At 69.5% G+C, this 15841-nt stretch carries 14 protein-coding genes; 7 read left to right on the top strand and 7 right to left on the bottom strand.

The window, feature by feature from the left end; translation table 11 throughout:
* The 4 genes from ROTAS13_RS08380 to ROTAS13_RS08365 form a co-directional block, all read right to left on the bottom strand.
* Positions 1-1139, bottom strand: a 1139-nt coding sequence (locus tag ROTAS13_RS08380) for a protein-disulfide reductase DsbD domain-containing protein (protein ID WP_256371386.1), incomplete at its 3' end; no start/stop codon positions are given.
* 37 nt (positions 1140-1176) lie between these two features.
* The gene (locus ROTAS13_RS08375; protein WP_075822068.1) at positions 1177-3615 is read right to left on the bottom strand and encodes a heavy metal translocating P-type ATPase; all 2439 of its coding nucleotides are present in this window, start codon (positions 3613-3615) and stop codon (positions 1177-1179) included.
* 149 nt (positions 3616-3764) lie between these two features.
* Positions 3765-4898, bottom strand: a complete 1134-nt coding sequence (locus ROTAS13_RS08370; RefSeq protein WP_083755440.1) for an efflux RND transporter permease subunit — start codon at positions 4896-4898, stop codon at positions 3765-3767.
* Complete coding sequence (locus ROTAS13_RS08365; RefSeq protein WP_075822067.1) at positions 4899-5615, bottom strand: IS6 family transposase; 717 nt, start codon at positions 5613-5615, stop codon at positions 4899-4901.
* A 123-nt stretch (positions 5616-5738) separates the two neighbouring features.
* On the opposite strand from ROTAS13_RS08365, the gene ROTAS13_RS27045 reads away from it, so the two are divergent.
* A complete protein-coding gene (locus tag ROTAS13_RS27045; protein WP_171979057.1) occupies positions 5739-5909 on the top strand; it encodes a hypothetical protein in 171 nt (56 codons plus the stop codon).
* Between the two features lie 47 nt (positions 5910-5956).
* On the opposite strand, the gene ROTAS13_RS08355 is transcribed toward ROTAS13_RS27045, so the two are convergent.
* Complete coding sequence (locus ROTAS13_RS08355; RefSeq protein ID WP_075822070.1) at positions 5957-8353, bottom strand: heavy metal translocating P-type ATPase; 2397 nt, start codon at positions 8351-8353, stop codon at positions 5957-5959.
* A gap of 196 nt (positions 8354-8549) precedes the next feature.
* Here ROTAS13_RS08355 and cueR point away from each other — a divergent pair, with 196 nt between their 5' ends.
* From cueR to istB, 5 genes are all read left to right on the top strand, one after another.
* The gene (cueR, locus tag ROTAS13_RS08350; protein WP_083755441.1) at positions 8550-9035 is read left to right on the top strand and encodes a Cu(I)-responsive transcriptional regulator; all 486 of its coding nucleotides are present in this window, start codon (positions 8550-8552) and stop codon (positions 9033-9035) included.
* On the top strand, positions 9035-9499 hold the full coding sequence (locus ROTAS13_RS08345) for a DUF411 domain-containing protein (protein ID WP_075822064.1): 465 nt from the start codon (positions 9035-9037) through the stop codon (positions 9497-9499). Before cueR ends, ROTAS13_RS08345 begins: the two co-directional genes overlap by 1 nt.
* A gap of 773 nt (positions 9500-10272) precedes the next feature.
* Entirely contained in the window at positions 10273-10449 is a 177-nt protein-coding gene (locus ROTAS13_RS08340) for a hypothetical protein (protein WP_216348612.1), read from the top strand.
* Between the two features lie 105 nt (positions 10450-10554).
* Positions 10555-12114 carry an IS21 family transposase gene (gene istA / locus ROTAS13_RS08335; protein ID WP_075822069.1) on the top strand — a complete coding sequence of 520 codons (1560 nt, stop codon included), beginning with the start codon at positions 10555-10557 and terminating at the stop codon, positions 12112-12114.
* Positions 12104-12883 (top strand): IS21-like element helper ATPase IstB, encoded by a 780-nt coding sequence (istB, locus tag ROTAS13_RS08330; RefSeq protein ID WP_075822063.1) that lies wholly within the window; start codon positions 12104-12106, stop codon positions 12881-12883. Before istA ends, istB begins: the two co-directional genes overlap by 11 nt.
* 330 nt (positions 12884-13213) lie before the next feature.
* Here istB and vapC read toward each other — a convergent pair whose 3' ends face one another.
* Together vapC and vapB are read right to left on the bottom strand one after the other, a co-directional pair.
* Positions 13214-13630 carry a tRNA(fMet)-specific endonuclease VapC gene (gene vapC / locus ROTAS13_RS08325; protein WP_073140686.1) on the bottom strand — a complete coding sequence of 139 codons (417 nt, stop codon included), beginning with the start codon at positions 13628-13630 and terminating at the stop codon, positions 13214-13216.
* Positions 13630-13851 (bottom strand): type II toxin-antitoxin system VapB family antitoxin, encoded by a 222-nt coding sequence (vapB, locus tag ROTAS13_RS08320; RefSeq protein ID WP_073140683.1) that lies wholly within the window; start codon positions 13849-13851, stop codon positions 13630-13632. Before vapB ends, vapC begins: the two co-directional genes overlap by 1 nt.
* 126 nt (positions 13852-13977) lie before the next feature.
* On the opposite strand from vapB, the gene ROTAS13_RS08315 reads away from it, so the two are divergent.
* The coding region (locus tag ROTAS13_RS08315; protein WP_075822062.1) for a DEAD/DEAH box helicase at positions 13978-15841 on the top strand (1864 nt) is incomplete at its 3' end.

Raw genomic sequence — 15841 nt, 5'->3', positions numbered from 1 at the left:
GCCTTGAGGACGGCCAGCGCGCCGCCGAGGGCGAGCATGGAGGCGACGACGCCCGCCGCCGTGGCCAGGAAGCCGAGGCGGATCTGGCGGCGCGCCTGCCCCCGGTGGCGCAGGGCGGCCATGAGCTTCAGGCTGAGCACCGGCAGGACGCACGGCATCAGGTTGAGGACCAGGCCGCCAAGCAGCGCCACGCCAAGGAACGGCAGCAGGCTGCCCCACCCCGCTCGCGTGGCGCCCGCCGCGACCGTGCCTCGGGTCTCCGACGCCCGTTGCCCGTCGAGCAAGGTCACCGTGACGTCGGAGCCCGGCATACTGACGACGTCCGGCCCCGAGGTGACGGGGAGCAGCGCCGTCGCGGTCCCGCGGTCGGCGCTGAAGGAAAACTCTGGCCTGCCGAAGGTCCACCGCCCGCTCTCAACGATGACGTCCGGCGCCGAGAGCGGCTGCCGGGAGGAAATCCGGACCTCCAGCGCGGCTGGGTTCCCGGGCAGCGCGGCGACGCCGTCCACCGCGAGCCCGGACCGCGAGCCGTCGTCCGGCACCCGGGCCTCGTAGCGGGCGATGAGATTGGCCGCCTCCGGGTCCACGGCAGCGGCGCCCGCTGGCAGGTCGAGCGAGAGTTCCAGGCTCTTGGGCACGCAGACGGTGCTGCATACGAGGATGTCAAGCCTGCCCCGGAGCGCGACCGGCTCGCCGGGACGTTCGGAGACGATGGTCAGGGGAAAGACGACCTTGTCGAAGTAACCGAAGGTCTCGAGCCCGAACAGCGTGAACCGGGTGGGCGCGGGCCAGCGCCAATCCACCGAGGCGACATTGACCGAGCCGGTCCAGTCCACCGCGGGCGGCGTTCCGGCGTCCCCGGGCGACCGCCAGTAAGTGTCCCAGCCGTCGCCCATAGCGACCTGGAGCCCCGCGCGGACTTCCTTGTCGGATCCTGCTGTGTCGGCCGCCGTGAGCAGGCGGGCGCGAACGATTTCCCCGGACATCCACGGGCCGCTCGCCGCCATCGGCGCCGCGACGGGCCACGCCAGGACGAAGGCGACGAGCGCCGCGGCGAGCAGGCGCGGGCGGACTCGGAGAGCTTCCGATATGGTCCCGAAGCGTTTGCGGTATCGGTCCGCCTCAATCGTGGCAGCCACGCGCGCCGCCCCTCCGATGCTCATGCTTGCCCCGCCGCTACGACCGTGGGTTCCAGCCGCGGAGCAAGAGCGCGTTCGTGACCACGCTGACGCTGCTCAATGCCATCGCCGCGCCCGCGACCATCGGGCTGAGCAGCCCCAGGGCCGCCAGGGGGATGCCGACCAGGTTGTAGACGAAGGCCCAGAACAGCCCCTGCCGGATCTTGCGGTAGGTCCGCCGCGACACGTCGATGGCGCCTGCGACCAGCGCCGGGTCGCCACGCATCAGGGTCACGCCCGCCGTGTGCATGGCGACGTCGGTGCCGGTCGACATGGCGATGCCGACATCCGCCGCGGCGAGCGCAGGCGCGTCGTTGATGCCGTCGCCGACCATGGCGACCACCCTGCCCTCGCCGCGCAGCCCGGCGACCGCCTCGGCCTTGCCCTCGGGCAGCACCTCCGCGACCACCTTGTCGATGCCCAGCGACCGGGCGGCGGCGGCCGCGGCGCCTCGGTTGTCGCCGGTCAGCATGACCGTCTCGATGCCCTGGCGATGCAGCCGGTCAACGGCGCCACGGGCCGAATCCTTGACGCTGTCGCCGAACGCGATCAGGCCCAGAACCCGGCAGGTGGGCGCCGTCTCGGCCAGCCAGGACACGGTCCGCCCCGACTCCTCGAGGTCACTGGCCGCCGGGGCGAGCGCGTCCCCGGCCAGCCCGTTCTCCTCGAGCAGGCGCCGGTTGCCGAGGACGAGCGAGCGGCCCTCGACCGCGCCCGAGACGCCCCGCCCGGCGAGCGCCCGGAAATTCATGGTCGCGAGCGGCGTGACGCCCTCGGCCCGTCGCCGGACGGCGGCCGCCAGCGGGTGTTCGCTCCCGGCCTGGAGGGCAGCGGCCAACCGGAGAACCTCCGCCGCGCCCGTCCCCTCGACGGGGACGACGTCCGTCACCTCGGGGCGCCCCTCGGTCAGGGTCCCGGTTTTATCGAACGCGACCGTGGTGACCGCGTGCGCCCGCTCCAGCGCCTCGGCGTCCTTGATCAGGATGCCGTGCCGCGCCGCAGCGCCGGTGCCGACCATGATGGCGGTCGGCGTCGCCAGGCCCAGGGCACAGGGGCAGGCGATGACCATGACCGCCACCGCGTTCAGGATGGCCGCCGTCGCGTCACCCGTGACCGCCCACCAGCCGACGAAGGTGACGAGCGCGATGCCGAGCACGACCGGGACGAAGACCGCGCTGACGCGGTCCACCAGGCGCTGGATCGGCGCCTTGGATGCCTGGGCGCCCTCGACCAGCCGGACGATCCTGGCCAGCGTGGTCTCGGCGCCGACGGCGGTGGTCTCGATGACCAGCAGGCCGTCCGTGTTGATGGCGCCGCCGGTGACCTTGGCACCGACCACCTTTTCCACGGGCAGGCTTTCGCCGGTCAGCATGGACTCGTCGACGCTGCCGCCACCCTCCACCACGCGCCCGTCCACCGGGATGCGCTCGCCGGGGCGGACCACGACGGCGTCGCCGACCCGGACCTCGGCGAGCGGCACCTCGACTTCGGCGCCGCCCCGGCGCAGGCGCGCCTTGTCGGGCCGGAGATCCATGAGCGCGCGGATGGCCGAGGCCGTCTGTCCCTTCGCGCGCGCCTCCAGCCACTTGCCGAGCAGGACGAAGGTGATGATGAGCGCCGAGGACTCGAAGTAGAGCGCGGGCGCGTGATCCCCGTGCGCCGTCAGCAGCCCGTAGACGCTCAGGCCCCAGGCGGCCGTCGTGCCCAGGGCAACCAGCAGGTCCATGTTGCCGCTGAAGGACCGCGCGGCCTTCCACCCGGCCACGTAGAACCGCCAGCCCAGCCAGAACTGCACCGGCGTCGCGAGGGCGAGTTGAACCCAGCCCGGCGGCATCATCCACTCGGCCCCGAGCAGATGCCCCACCATGCCGAGCAGGAGCGGCGCCGAGAGCGCGGCCGCGGTCACGACGCGGAACAGGTCGCGGCGGCTCCGTGCCGCCGCCGCATCGGCCTCCTCCGCCGGGGAGCCCGCCTGCTCGACCGGACTGGCCTCGTACCCCGTGTTCTGAACGGCGGCGACGAGCTGATCGACCGAGACGGCGCCGCGGGCGGCGGTGACGCGGGTCCGCTCCGTGGCCAGGTTCACCTCGGCCTCAATGGCGCCCGGCACCTGCTTGAGCGCCCGCTCGACCCGGCCGACGCAGGAGGCGCAGGTCATGCCCTGGACGTTCAGGTCGAACTCGGACACGGGGACATCGTACCCCGCCTCCTCCACGGCCCTGGCCACCGCCGCGGTGTCCGGCGGCCCGGCGAAGGCGACGCGCGCCCGCTCCGTGGCGAGGTTGACGGAGACGCCGGAGACGCCGGGTACCTGCTTCAGGACCCGCTCGACCCGGCCGACGCAGGAGGCGCAGGTCATGCCCTCGATGCCGATCTCCACCTCGGCACCGCCCCCGGCCATCGCGGCGGTCCCGGCTTCCGCAGTCAGAGCGTCCATTGCGCCCGTCTCCTGATAATCCCGACTGCCGGGCCACATGGGGCTTCCCACACTGGGAAGGTCAAGGGCCGCCGTCCGGCCCCGCCTCGGCGGCGGCGGCACTCCCTGGAGGCTGGCTGCGGCAGGCTTCCTTGGCTCATCGCCAACCGTCACTCCGCCATCGCGAATGACTCCGGCTCCTGAGCCGCCTCCGTCCGTGGCAGGCGCCATCCTTTGACCAGTCCGTAGATCGCCGGGATCACCAAAAGGGTCAGCACCGTCGAGGACACCATGCCGCCGACCATCGGAACCGCGATGCGCTGCATGAGCTCCGAGCCGGTGCCGGTGCTCCAGAGGATCGGCAGCAGGCCCGCCATGATGGCGGTCACCGTCATCATCTTGGGCCGCACCCGCTCAACCGCGCCCTCCATGATGGCGTGGCGCAGATCCTCCTGCGTCAGGCGCCGCCCCTCGGCCCGGCACCGCTCCCGAACCTCCGCGAGTGCGTGGTCAAGGTAGATCAGCATGATGACGCCGGTCTCCGCCGCCACCCCGGCGAGCGCGATGAACCCGACGGCGACGGCCACGCTCATGTTGAACTGCATCATGAACATGAGCCAGACGCCTCCGACGAGCGCGAAGGGGACCGAGAGCATGACGATGATCGTCTCGGTCAGCCGCCCAAAGTTCAGGTAGAGCAGCACAAAGATGATGAGCAGGGTCACCGGCACGACGATGGCCAACTTTGCCTTGGCGCGTTGCATGTACTCGAACTGGCCGCTCCACTCGACATGGTATCCGGGCGGCATCCGCACCTGCCCGGCGACGGCCCGCTGCGCGTCGGCCACGTAGCCGCCGATGTCACGCCCGTGCATGTCAACATAGACGTAGTTCACCAATTGCGCGTTCTCGGTCCGGATGGTCGGCGGGCCGCGGCGCAGCTGGACGGCCGCCAGCTGCCCCAGCGGGATGGCGGCCCCCTGCATGCTCTGCACGAGGACCTGCGCCGCGATTCCTTGCGGGTCGCTGCGCAGGCCGCGCGGGTACCGGACGTTGACCGTGTAGCGCGCGCGGCCCTCGACGGTGGTCGTGACCGGCTCGCCCCCGAGCGCCGTGGCGATGGTCTCTTGGAGGTCGCCGACGGTCAGGCCGTAGCGGGCCAGGGCCGCCCGGTCCGGCTCGATCTCCAGGTAGTAGCCGCCCTCGACCCGCTCGGCGAAGGCGCTGGTGGTGCCGGGGGCATCGTCAAGTTGCTGAGCTTGGGGCAAGCAAGTTGGCGGATCGCGGCAGTGGCCGAGCGACAATCAAGCCGCTGTAGCAACCCCGCTGATATCGGCCCACATCTCGAACGCACGCGCCCTTGCGGCTCGATGTTCAGTGGCGGTGACGTGGTCGCGGCGGAGATGGAAAAGGTTGGCGATTTGGTCGTGGGCAGAGAGGAAGCGCTGTGCCTGCCGCGCTGACTTGAAGCGCTTCATCTGCCGCTCTCGTCGTCGCGTCGGCTGGTGCGAGTTCTCCGCCCGGTTGTTCAGGCCCTTGTGCTGGCGGTGCTCGACACCGGGCATCACCTCCCGCTTGGCCGCCCCGTAGCTCGGGAGTTTGTCGGTGACCATGACGCGTGGCGCCCGGCACTGCCGCTTCAGCAGCTTGTGCAGCAGGCGTTTGGCGGCCCGCTTGTCGCGTCGGCTCTGCACCAACACGTCGAGCACCATCCCGGTCTGATCCACGGCACGCCAGAGCCAGTGTTTCACCCCGGCAATCTTGATGACGACCTCATCGAGGTGCCACTTGTCACCCGTTCGCGGCAGCCGCCGCCGGATCTGGTTGGCAAACTCCTGACCAAACTTGAGGGCCCACTGCCGGATGGCCTCGTGGCTGACCACGATGCCACGTGCCGCCAGCATTTCCTCGGCCATGCGAAGGCTGAGCGGAAAGCGAAAGTACAGCCACACTGCCTGGCTGATCACCTCGGCCGGGAAGCGATGGCCGGCATAGAGGGGCTTGGCGGCTGGCGAGCTCATTCCGGCTGCCTACCTGCCCGCGGTCAGCCCGCCAAGCTCGCTCAACTTGACGATGCCGGCACGAGCATGCAGGGCATGAACCACGCCAACATGCCCGGGATGAACCATGGGAACATGCAAGGCATGCAGGGTCACAACATGTCGGGCATGAGCATGCAGGACATGATGGCGCACTGTCGTCAGATGCAGGCAGACACCCGTGCCGGGCGTCAGCTCTCGCCGGACATGCAGGCCATGATGGAGCACTGCAACATGATGGGCGGCTCGTCCCGGGGACAGTCCCGCTCCCGCTGAGTGACAGCGTGGCGGCGCTTCGAGGCGCCGCCACGCCCTTCGACGGCCTACAGCCGCACCGTACGCAGCCGTAGGGCGTTGCCGATCACCGAGACCGAGCTCAGCGCCATGGCCAGGGCGGCCACGATCGGGCTCAGAAGGATCCCGAGGACGGGGTAGAGGACGCCCGCGGCGACAGGGACGCCGAGCGCGTTGTAGACGAAGGCGAGGAACAGGTTCTGCCGGATGTTGCGCATCGCGGCCCGGCTCAAGGTCCTGGCGCGCGCAATCCCGGCGAGGTCGCCCTTCACCAGTGTCACGCCGGCACTCTGCATCGCCACATCCGTGCCGGTGCCCATGGCGATGCCGACATCTGCCTCGGCCAGTGCGGGGGCATCGTTCACCCCATCGCCCGCCATGGCGACAACCTTCCCTTGCGCCCGTAGCTCGCGGACGATGCGGTGCTTATCCTCGGGAAGGACGTCACCCTGGAACTCGTCGATGCCGAGCCTTCGAGCCACGGCTCCGGCCGTTGTCTGGTTGTCGCCCGTCAGCATGACGATATGGATGCCGCTCTCCCGTAGGCTCTGCAGGGCAGCCGGGGTGGTCTGCTTGACCGGATCGGCCACGGCGATGACGCCGCCCGGCTTTCCGTCGAGGGCCAGGAAGAGTGCGGTGCCGCCCTCCCGGCGCAGCTCGTCCGCACGGGCAGTGAGGTCGCCCAGATCCACCCCGAGATCCTGCATCAGCCGCGCGTTCCCGAGCGCGACCTGGCGCCCGTTCACGGAGCCGGTCACGCCCTTGCCAGTGATTGAGGCGAAGTCTGCCGGCTCCGCGAAGGTCATGCCGCGCTCCCTGGCGGCCGCCACGACGGCGGCGGCCAGGGGGTGCTCGCTCGACCGCTCAAGGCTGGCTGCGAGGGGAAGAACCTCGGTCTCGGCCAGTCCCGGCGCCGGAACCACGGCCACCACCTTGGGCTTGCCCTCGGTCAGAGTGCCCGTCTTGTCCACGACCAGCGTATCGACCTTCTCCATGCGCTCGAGCGCCTCGGCCGACTTGATGAGCACACCGGCCCCCGCACCCTTCCCGACGCCGACCATGATGCTCATGGGCGTGGCCAGTCCGAGAGCGCAGGGGCAGGCGATGATGAGCACCGAGACGGCGGCAATCAGGCCGTGGGAGAGGGCTGGGGAAGGACCCCAGATGGCCCATGCGACGAAGGCCAGTACCGCGATGATGATGACCCCCGGGACGAAGTAGCCCGATACGGTGTCGGCCATCCTCTGGATGGGCGCCCGGCTGCGTTGCGCCTCGGCGACCATGGCCACGATGCGCGAGAGCATGGTGTCGGAGCCGACCTTGTCCGCCCGCATGACGAGGGCGCCGGTGCCGTTCACCGTGCCGCCGATGACCTTGGCCCCGGGCTGCTTCTCGACGGGCAGGGACTCACCCGTGACCATGGACTCGTCCACGGCCCCGCTCCCTTCCAGTACCTCGCCATCCACCGGGACACTCTCGCCCGGCCGCACACGCAGCCGGTCGCCGGCCTGAACCTCGGCCAGCGGGATCTCCTCGTCCTCGCCGTCCTCCCTGAGCCGTCGGGCGGTCTTGGGGGCCATGTTGAGTAGGGCCCGGATGGCACCGCCGGTTTGCTCGCGGGCACGGAGCTCCAGCACCTGGCCGAGAAGGACGAGGACGGTGATGACGGCGGCTGCCTCGAAGTAGACCGCGACGGTACCGTCCATCCCCCGGAAGCCCTCGGGGAAGGCCCCGGGCGCGAAGGTCGCGACCAGGCTATAGAGGTAGGCGGCGCCGGTCCCGAGCGCGATCAGGCTGAACATGTTCAGGCTACGGTTCACCACCGACTGCCAGCCACGGACGAAGAAGGGCCAGCCGGCCCAGAGGACGACCGGTGTGGCCAGCAGAAACTGGATCCAGACGGATGTCCTGGGCGGCACCAGGTGGTGCAGGCCGAGCCCGGGGATGTGGCCCCCCATCTCCAGGATCACCACGGGGAGGGTAAGGGCCAGCCCGATCCAGAACCGACGCGTCATGTCGGTCAGTTCGTGGCTCGGTTCGGCCTCCGCCGTGATCTCGAGAGGCTCAAGGGCCATGCCGCAGATCGGGCAGCTTCCTGGCCCCTCCTGCCGGATCTCCGGGTGCATCGGGCAGGTGTAGATGGCGCCCTTTCGCGGGACCGGTGCGGGGGCGGCTTTCTTCGGCTCCAGGTACCTTCCGGGATCGGCCTCGAACTTCGTCCGGCATCCGGCCGAGCAGAAGTGGAAGGTCGTCCCGGCATGTTCCAGCCGGTGCTTCGAGGTGGTCGGATCCACTTTCATCCCGCAGACGGGGTCGGTGACGAGGCCGGCATCGGCTGCCGCACCGTGAGCGTGGTGGTGATGGCCGTGGGCACAGCCAGGCCCGTGCTGATGCGAATGTCCGCCGGTGTTATGCTGACCGCTCATGCTTGCCACCCCAATTTCGGTCTCGTCGGACGAGGCCTCGTTCCTCAGGTGCCCTGCAAGGTGGTGTCTCCCATGGTGGGAAGGTCAAGCGCCGTCCCGTGGTGGGTGGGCGCCGATCGTCCTTGACCTTCCCACCATGGGAAACCTCAACCTCATGAGAACGGGCGAGGGCAGGCCCTCGAAAGAGGAGGTCCCGATGAACATCGGTCAGGCGGCGAGAGGGTCGGGCATCTCCACGAAGATGCTGCGGTACTATGAGAGCGTCGGGCTCCTTACCACCGTGCGGCGCACAGAGGCAGGCTATCGCGTCTATTCGCAGGATGATGTCGGAACTCTTCGATTTGTGCGGAGGGCGCGGGACCTTGGTATGCCGTTGGATCGCATCAAGCATCTCATCGGGCTCTGGCAGGATGAGGGCCGTTCGAGCGCCGACGTGAAGCGGGTCGCGACCGAGCATGTGGTGGAACTTCGAGCCCGGATCACCGAACTGACCCGGATGTGCGAGGCGCTGGAGCACATGGCAGACGCCTGCCATGGCGACCATCGCCCGGAATGCCCGATCCTCGAGGAACTCGCTGATGAGGGCCACTGTGCCCCGACGCCTCCTGAGGCCGCCCGCCGGAAGCATCGACAAGGCGCTGCGGGCAAGAGCCCGTTCGGCGCCCTTCAGGGAGTGGCGTGATGAGCAAGACAACTTCGGCCCTGGCTGCGCGGCGGTCTTTCCTCAGCTTGGGTCTGGCCGCAGCCCTGGCGCCACTCGGCTTGGCTCGGGCGGCGCGTGGCCCGACGATCGAAGTCTGGAAGGACGAGAACTGCGGCTGCTGCGGCGCTTGGGTCGAGCACATGCGGGCGGCCGGCTTTGAGGCGACGGTCCATGATGTCGCTGACCTACAGGCCATCAAGGCGGCCAACGGCGTCCCCGCCTCCCTCCAGTCCTGCCACACGGCCAGGGTAGGTGGTTACGTCGTGGAAGGGCACGTCCCCGCGGCCGACGTGCGTCGCCTGCTCGCGGAGCGACCGCGGGCCAGGGGTCTTGCCGTCCCGGGAATGCCGCCTTCCTCACCGGGCATGGACATTCCAGGTACCCCCTACGAGGTGGTTCTGTTCGGAACGTCCGGCAACGACAGGGTCTGGGCTCGGCACTAGAAGCCCTTCCGGGGAACGAGGCCGGCGTACCCCACTTCATTGGAAGCCGGGTGAGCCGGCCTGTTCCTGATCGGCTCTCCCTTCCAGGGAGTGCAAGGGATCCGTCCTGAAATATCTTGTCGCCGTGCGGGAAGCCTCTTGCAAAGCGCGGAACCTACCTTGGCTACACCGGCGAGCGCTGCTGGCCGATCAACCAAGGAGGTTCGAATGCCTGTGCACCAGTCCCGTATGTCGAAGACCCATGCGCTCCAGTTCGCGTGTCTGGCCTTGCGCGTCCGCTGCCTCGGAGGCGTTGCTGTTCTCGCGCTCGCCGCGGCGGTGACCTCGGGCGCTGCAACCGCGCAGCAGGCTGGATACGTCCACACGGCACCGACCGCACGTGCCCCTAAGGGCTTTACGGTCGATCAGGGAGCAGGGGTGCCCGGCCTGGCTGCTTTCCCGTCCGCTCCCCATCCGGCCGAGCCTCACCCGCATGGCCCGGAAAACCCCCAGGCCGGTGTTCCCGGGACCCATGACCCTTCCGGACTAGGAGACTGAACTACGGGTCGCGGCCGAAGGAGCGGGGCGGAGACAAGATCGCCCAGCTTGACGATGAGGTCATCCCCGACGTCCCCGGCGCGGATCTGCGGATCTGCGGAGCTGCCGTGCTGAACATCCTGATGGTCCTGGCGCTACTCCCGGTGGCCCTGAAGCGGGAAACGGCGGAATAGATGCCACCCTGACTTTGTACTCCGGCGATTGGCGGATCGATGTGCTCAGCCGAATATAGCGGCATGAGCACATCCACTGCCACTGAGGCCCGCCGCCTCCCCGCAGCCTTCGGTGGCGGCGCCGTCATTGGTGCCTTGGGCGGCCTCATCGGCCTGGGCGGCGCCGAATTCCGGCTTCCCCTCCTGATCGGCCTGTTCCGCTTCCCCGGGCTGGAGGCCGTTATTCTAAATAAGTGTTGATTTGCACTGAGAGCTGACCCTGTAGGAGCCGAAGTTTTCGCCGAGAAATGACCCGTGTCTGTTCACCTCCCCGGCCGGATGGTCGGGGTTATCGGAGTGATCGACATGGAGTTGTTGAGCGTGATCCGCCGGTGGCATCACCGGGATTGCATCCCGATCCGCGAGATCGAGCGACGGACGGGCCTGTCGCGGAACACGATCCGCAAGTACCTGCGGGCGGACGCCGTGGAGGTGCGGTTCAAGGTTCCCGAGCGCCCGAGCCGCCTGGCCCCGTTCGCTGACAAGTTGTCGGAGTGGCTGAGGGTGGAGGCGGGCAAGGGCCGCAAGAGGCGTCGCACGGTGCGGCGGATCCACGCCGACCTGGTCGCCCTGGGCTATGCGGGCTCCTACGCTCGCGTGGCGGCCTTCGTCCGGCGCTGGCAGGCGGGACGGGAGGTGGCGCAGCGGACCACCGGGCGCGGGGTGTTCGTGCCGCTCGCCTTCCAGCCCGGCGAGGCCTTCCAGTTCGACTGGAGCGAGGACTGGGCGACGGTGGGCGGCAAGCGGCTCAAGCTGCAGGCCGCGCACACCAAGCTGTCGCACAGCCGGGCCTTCGTCATTCGGGCCTACAAGCTGCAGACCCACGAGATGCTGTTCGACGCCCTGGCCGAGGCGTTCCGGGTGCTGGGCGGCGTGCCGCGCCGCGGGATCTTCGACAACATGCGGACCGCCGTGGATCGGGTCGGCACGGGCAAGGTCCGGCAGGTCAACGCGCGGTTCCAGGCCATGGCCAGCCACTACCTCTTCGAGCCGACCTTCTGCAGTCCGGCCTCGGGTTGGGGCGAGCCCTGGAGCGCCACCGGTCCGAGCGACAGGGCGAGCGGTCAGGTCGAGAAAAACGTCCAGGACGCCCGGCGGCAGATCTGGCAGGTCATGCCGCCGTTCATGGATCTGCCCGCCCTCAACGCCTGGCTGGAGGCCCGCTGCATCGAGCGCTGGGGCGAGATCCCCCACGGGGTCCTGCCGGGCAGCGTTGCCGAGGCGCATGCCCGGGAGAGAGCCAGCCTGATGCCGATGGGGCGGGCGTTCGACGGTTTCGTGGAGCACGCCAAGCGGGTGTCGCCGACCTGCCTCGTGCACTTCGAGAGCAATCGCTACAGCGTCCCGGCCTCGTTCGCCAATCGGCCCGTCAGCCTGCGGGTCTATCCTGACCGGCTCGTCGTGGTGGCCGAGGGCCAGGTCCTGTGCGAGCACGCCCGGATCGTCGAGCGCTCGCACGACGTTCCCAGCCGCTCCGTCTACGACTGGCGGCACTACCTCGCCGTGATCCAGCGCAAGCCGGGGGCGCTGCGCAACGGCGCACCCTTCGCCGAGATGCCGGAGGCGTTCCGCAGGCTCCAGGCCCATCTCCTGCGGCGGCCGGGAGGCGAGCGGGAGATGGTGGATATCCTTGCCCTGGTGCTGCAGCACGACGAGGGGGCGGTGCTCTGCGCCGTGGAGCTGGCCCTTGAGGGCGGGGTCGCCACCAAGACCCACGTCCTCAACCTCCTGCACCGTCTGACCGACGGCCCGAGCACGGCCGCGGCCATCGATGCCCCCCAGGCCCTCGTCCTGACCCAGGAGCCGAGGGCCGACATCGGGCGCTACGACGCGCTGCGGGATCGCGAGGTGCGCCATGCGTCATGATCCGGCGAGCGCCGCCCTCGTGGTCATGCTGCGCGGGCTCAAGATGTTCGGCATGTCCCAGGCAGTGGCTGAGCTGGCGGAGCAGGGAGCGCCTGCGTTCGAGACGGCCGTCCCCGTCCTCTCGCAGCTGCTCAAGGCAGAGATGGCCGAGCGCGAGGTGCGCTCGATCGCCTACCACACCAAGACGGCCCGGTTCCCGGCCTACAAGGACCTGGCGAGCTTTGACTTCGCGGCGAGCGAGGTCAACGAGGCCACGATCCGGCAGCTGCACCGGGGGGAGTTCACCGAGCGGGCCGACAACGTCGTGCTCATCGGTGGGCCCGGCACCGGCAAGACCCACATCGCCACGGCACTGGGCGTCCAGGCCATCGAGCACGGCCGCAAGAAGGTCCGGTTCTATGCCACGGTCGACCTGGTCAACGCCCTGGAACAGGAGAAGGCTGCCAACAAGGCCGGGCAACTCGCCGATCGCCTGCTCCGCCTCGACCTCGTCATCCTCGACGAGCTCGGCTACCTGCCGTTCAGCTCCTCGGGCGGCGCCTTGCTGTTCCACCTGCTCAGCAAGCTCTACGAGCGCACCAGCGTGGTCATCACCACCAATCTGAGTTTCAGCGAGTGGGGCGGCGTGTTCGGCGACGCCAAGATGACCACGGCCCTGCTCGACCGGCTCACGCACCACTGCCACATCCTGGAGACCGGCAACGACAGTTTCCGGTTCAGGAGCAGCTCGGCCGAACCCAGGAACAGGAGGGCCAAAACACCCGCTTGACCCGCGGCCACAGCCCGCGGGACATATCCCCGCACGGGTCAGTTCTCGATGAAAACCCCGGGTCAGTTCTCAGCGAAACTCAACAAGTGTTCGTGGAGGCTGTGCGCCATCAGTCGTGAACCGGAGGCAGCGTTCCGGCCTTGGCTGAGCCGTCATTCTGGCCCTCCAGGCTGTTGCAAGAGCGTCGCGATGCCACGGGACAACGCGTCACGGGGCAGCCACGAGGGGTTCCTCAGCCGAGTGGGGACATGACCTAGCGCGTGCACGTCAACGACATCGTCGCGTAATGTATCTTATGTAAAATAGACGTCCTACTTGCCTGTTTTTCGGCTACTTTTCCTGCACTGACGCCAGCCAGTCCTCACAGCGTAGTCCCTCCACGCGGCGGAACTCGCTGAGGTTGCCTGTGACCACGACCAGCCCGCGGCTACGCGCGTGTCCCGCGATCATCAGATCGTAGGCACCAATAACCTGCCCGGCGCGCTCCAGCGCTGTGCGAATCTCTCCCGCATGCGCTGCTGCGTCCGCGTCGAAGGCCAGCACATCCAGCCGCGCCGTGAAGCGCTCCACCTCCCGCCGGTTCTCGATCGGGCGGGCCGACTTGCCCGCACCGTGCAGTAACTCCATCAGAACCACGGTCGAGATGCAGAGTGAGCCGGCCTCGGCGTTGAAGCGTGTTCGTAGGCCTTGCGGTCGATCTCGCAGAACACGGATGCAGAGATTCGTGTCCAGCAGATAGCGCAGCATCAGAAGCGCTCGCGTTCCTCGGCACGAGGCTGGTTGCGGTCCGGCAGGTCAATCCCGGGTGCACCGAAGAAGTCGTCCCAACTAGCATCCGCCGGCACGATGACCCGGCGGGTGCCGTCCCGGAGGATCGAGACTTCCCTAACACTTTCTGGAAAGGCCACGCCCTTCGGCAGACGTACGGCCTGCGTCCGGTTGCTCTGAAAGAGAGTGGTCCGGGTCATGTGAACCTCTTGGGATATACAATCCATATATCCCCGCCTTGCCAAGGCGCAAGGTTTATAAGCCCTAGACACAGGAATCACGCTGAATCAGTGTCTTGGGGTGCTCTGTTTTGATCTTCCCCCACTGTGACCCGCCGGCTCCGCTCCCACCAGCAACGCCTCGCCGGGGTGGTGGAGGCAATCGCCAACGGCGAGACGGAGGCACGCGACATCCTGGCCGCCGTAACGCCCGGCGGGGGTAAGTCGCTCCTGCCGGTCATTGCCGCCAGCTGCCTCGTCGCAGCCGGGATCGTGGAGCGGGTCTGCTGGGTGGTGCCGCGCGACAGCTTGCGCCTGCAGGCCGAGGAGGCCTTCGCCGATCCCCTCTGGCGGCGGGCGCTGGGCCACTCCCTTTCCGTACGCGCGGCCGACAACACGCCGGACCCGAGCCGTGGCCTGGCCGGCTACATCACGACCTATCAGGGCATCGCGGCCGCCCCGGACCTGCACCTGGCGGAGTTCCGACGCCGCCGCACGCTGCTGGTGGTGGACGAGGTGCACCACCTGCCGGCGCTGGCCGACATCGATCTTGTGGCCGCGGCGCAGGAGACAGAGGAGGACCAGGCGAGCGCCTGGTCCCGCGCCATCCTGCCCCTGCTGGAATGCGCCCGCGTCCGCCTGCTGCTCTCCGGCACGCTGGAGCGGGCGGACGGCAGGGGCATCCTCTGGCTGCCCTACCGCCGCGGCCCGAAGGCGCGCACGCGCGAGGTGGAGCTGGACGCCGAAGGGTGGGCGGTGGTCGGCTACTCCCGTGCCCAGGCGCTGGCCGAGCGCGCCGTGCTGCCCGTGACCTTCGGCGCGCTGGATGGCGAGGCCAGCTGGCGCGACGAGGACGGCAACGAGCTGGGCCCGCACCGCATCTCCGGCCTCTACCCCGACGAGACGACGCGGCCCGCGCTGTTCACCGCGCTGCGCACCGGCTTCTCGGAAACCCTGCTGCGCCATGCCTTCGACGCGACGCGCGACCTGCGCGCGAAGCGGCGCCGTGGCCGGGGGCTGGTGGCGGGGGAGGGCGCGCGCGGCCTCGGCAAGCTGCTGGTGGTGGCGCCGGACCAGAGCTGCGCGCGGCTCTATCTCGACATGCTGCGGCGCTGGGTGCCGGCGCGGCAGGCGGAGAACCTGCGCCTCGCCACCTCCGACGAGCGCGACGCGCACGAGACCTTGGCGGCCTTCCGCCTGCGGCCGGAGCCCTCGATCCTGGTGACGGTGGCCATGGCCTATGAGGGGCTGGACGCGCCCGAGGTCGCGGTCGTGGCGGCGCTGACGCATATCCGCTCCCGCCCCTGGCTGGAGCAGATGGTGGCCCGCGCCACGCGGGTCGATCACCAGGCCGGGCCCTATGAGGAGCAGCAGGCGCTGGTCTTCCACCCGGACGACCCGTTCTTCGGCCAGTTCCGCTGGCGCATGGAGGAGGAGCAGGGCACCCGCGCCCGCGCGGCCAAGCCGCCGCGCCAGGGCGTGCTGCCGCTCTGGCTGAAGGAGATGCGGGAGGATGCGCGGGAGCGGGAAGGCATCGTGCCGCTGGAAAGCAACGCGCTGGCGCTGCGGCTGTCCACCCTGCGCCCGGGGCCGGACCTGGCGCAGCGGCGCCCCGAATTCAGCGAGCCGCAGCAGGAGCTGTTCGAGGCGCCCTCGGTCGCCGAGCGGCGGCTGCGGGCGCGGGTCGGCGAGCTTGTGGCGGCGCAGGTGGTGGAGGACGAGGGCGCGCTGCACGCGCCGCGCGGCCAGGGCACCTACCACGCCTACAACGCCGCGCTGAAGCGCGTGCTGGGCAACAAGGGGCGGGCGGAGATGACCCTGCCGGAGCTGGAGGCGGCGGTCTCCTGGCTGGAGCGGAACCGGCTGTCCGACCATCTCCATCTGCTGGCGGGCGACCACCGCTACGACTGGGCGGCGCGGCAGCGACAGGACTGGCGCCCGCCGGTCGGGCGCCCGGCCACGCGGCGCCCGG

The organism is Roseomonas sp. TAS13 (assembly GCF_001950415.1).
Classification (GTDB): Bacteria; Pseudomonadota; Alphaproteobacteria; order Acetobacterales; family Acetobacteraceae; genus Roseomonas; species Roseomonas mucosa.
The sequence above is the reverse complement of the archived record's forward strand: the minus strand, read 5'-3'. Positions and strand labels throughout refer to the sequence as shown.

Bases quoted from the DNA above. Each gene is read 5' to 3' on its own strand.
- ROTAS13_RS08375 (WP_075822068.1), bottom strand. From the start codon at position 3,615: ATGGACGCTCTGACTGCGGAAGCCGGGACCGCCGCGATGGCCGGGGGC.
- ROTAS13_RS08365 (WP_075822067.1), bottom strand. From the start codon at position 5,615: ATGAGCTCGCCAGCCGCCAAGCCCCTCTATGCCGGCCATCGCTTCCCG.
- ROTAS13_RS27045 (WP_171979057.1), top strand. From the start codon at position 5,739: ATGCAGGGTCACAACATGTCGGGCATGAGCATGCAGGACATGATGGCG.
- ROTAS13_RS08355 (WP_075822070.1), bottom strand. From the start codon at position 8,353: ATGAGCGGTCAGCATAACACCGGCGGACATTCGCATCAGCACGGGCCT.
- cueR (WP_083755441.1), top strand. From the start codon at position 8,550: ATGAACATCGGTCAGGCGGCGAGAGGGTCGGGCATCTCCACGAAGATG.
- ROTAS13_RS08345 (WP_075822064.1), top strand. From the start codon at position 9,035: ATGAGCAAGACAACTTCGGCCCTGGCTGCGCGGCGGTCTTTCCTCAGC.
- ROTAS13_RS08340 (WP_216348612.1), top strand. From the start codon at position 10,273: ATGAGCACATCCACTGCCACTGAGGCCCGCCGCCTCCCCGCAGCCTTC.
- istA (WP_075822069.1), top strand. From the start codon at position 10,555: ATGGAGTTGTTGAGCGTGATCCGCCGGTGGCATCACCGGGATTGCATC.
- istB (WP_075822063.1), top strand. From the start codon at position 12,104: ATGCGTCATGATCCGGCGAGCGCCGCCCTCGTGGTCATGCTGCGCGGG.
- vapC (WP_073140686.1), bottom strand. From the start codon at position 13,630: ATGCTGCGCTATCTGCTGGACACGAATCTCTGCATCCGTGTTCTGCGA.
- vapB (WP_073140683.1), bottom strand. From the start codon at position 13,851: ATGACCCGGACCACTCTCTTTCAGAGCAACCGGACGCAGGCCGTACGT.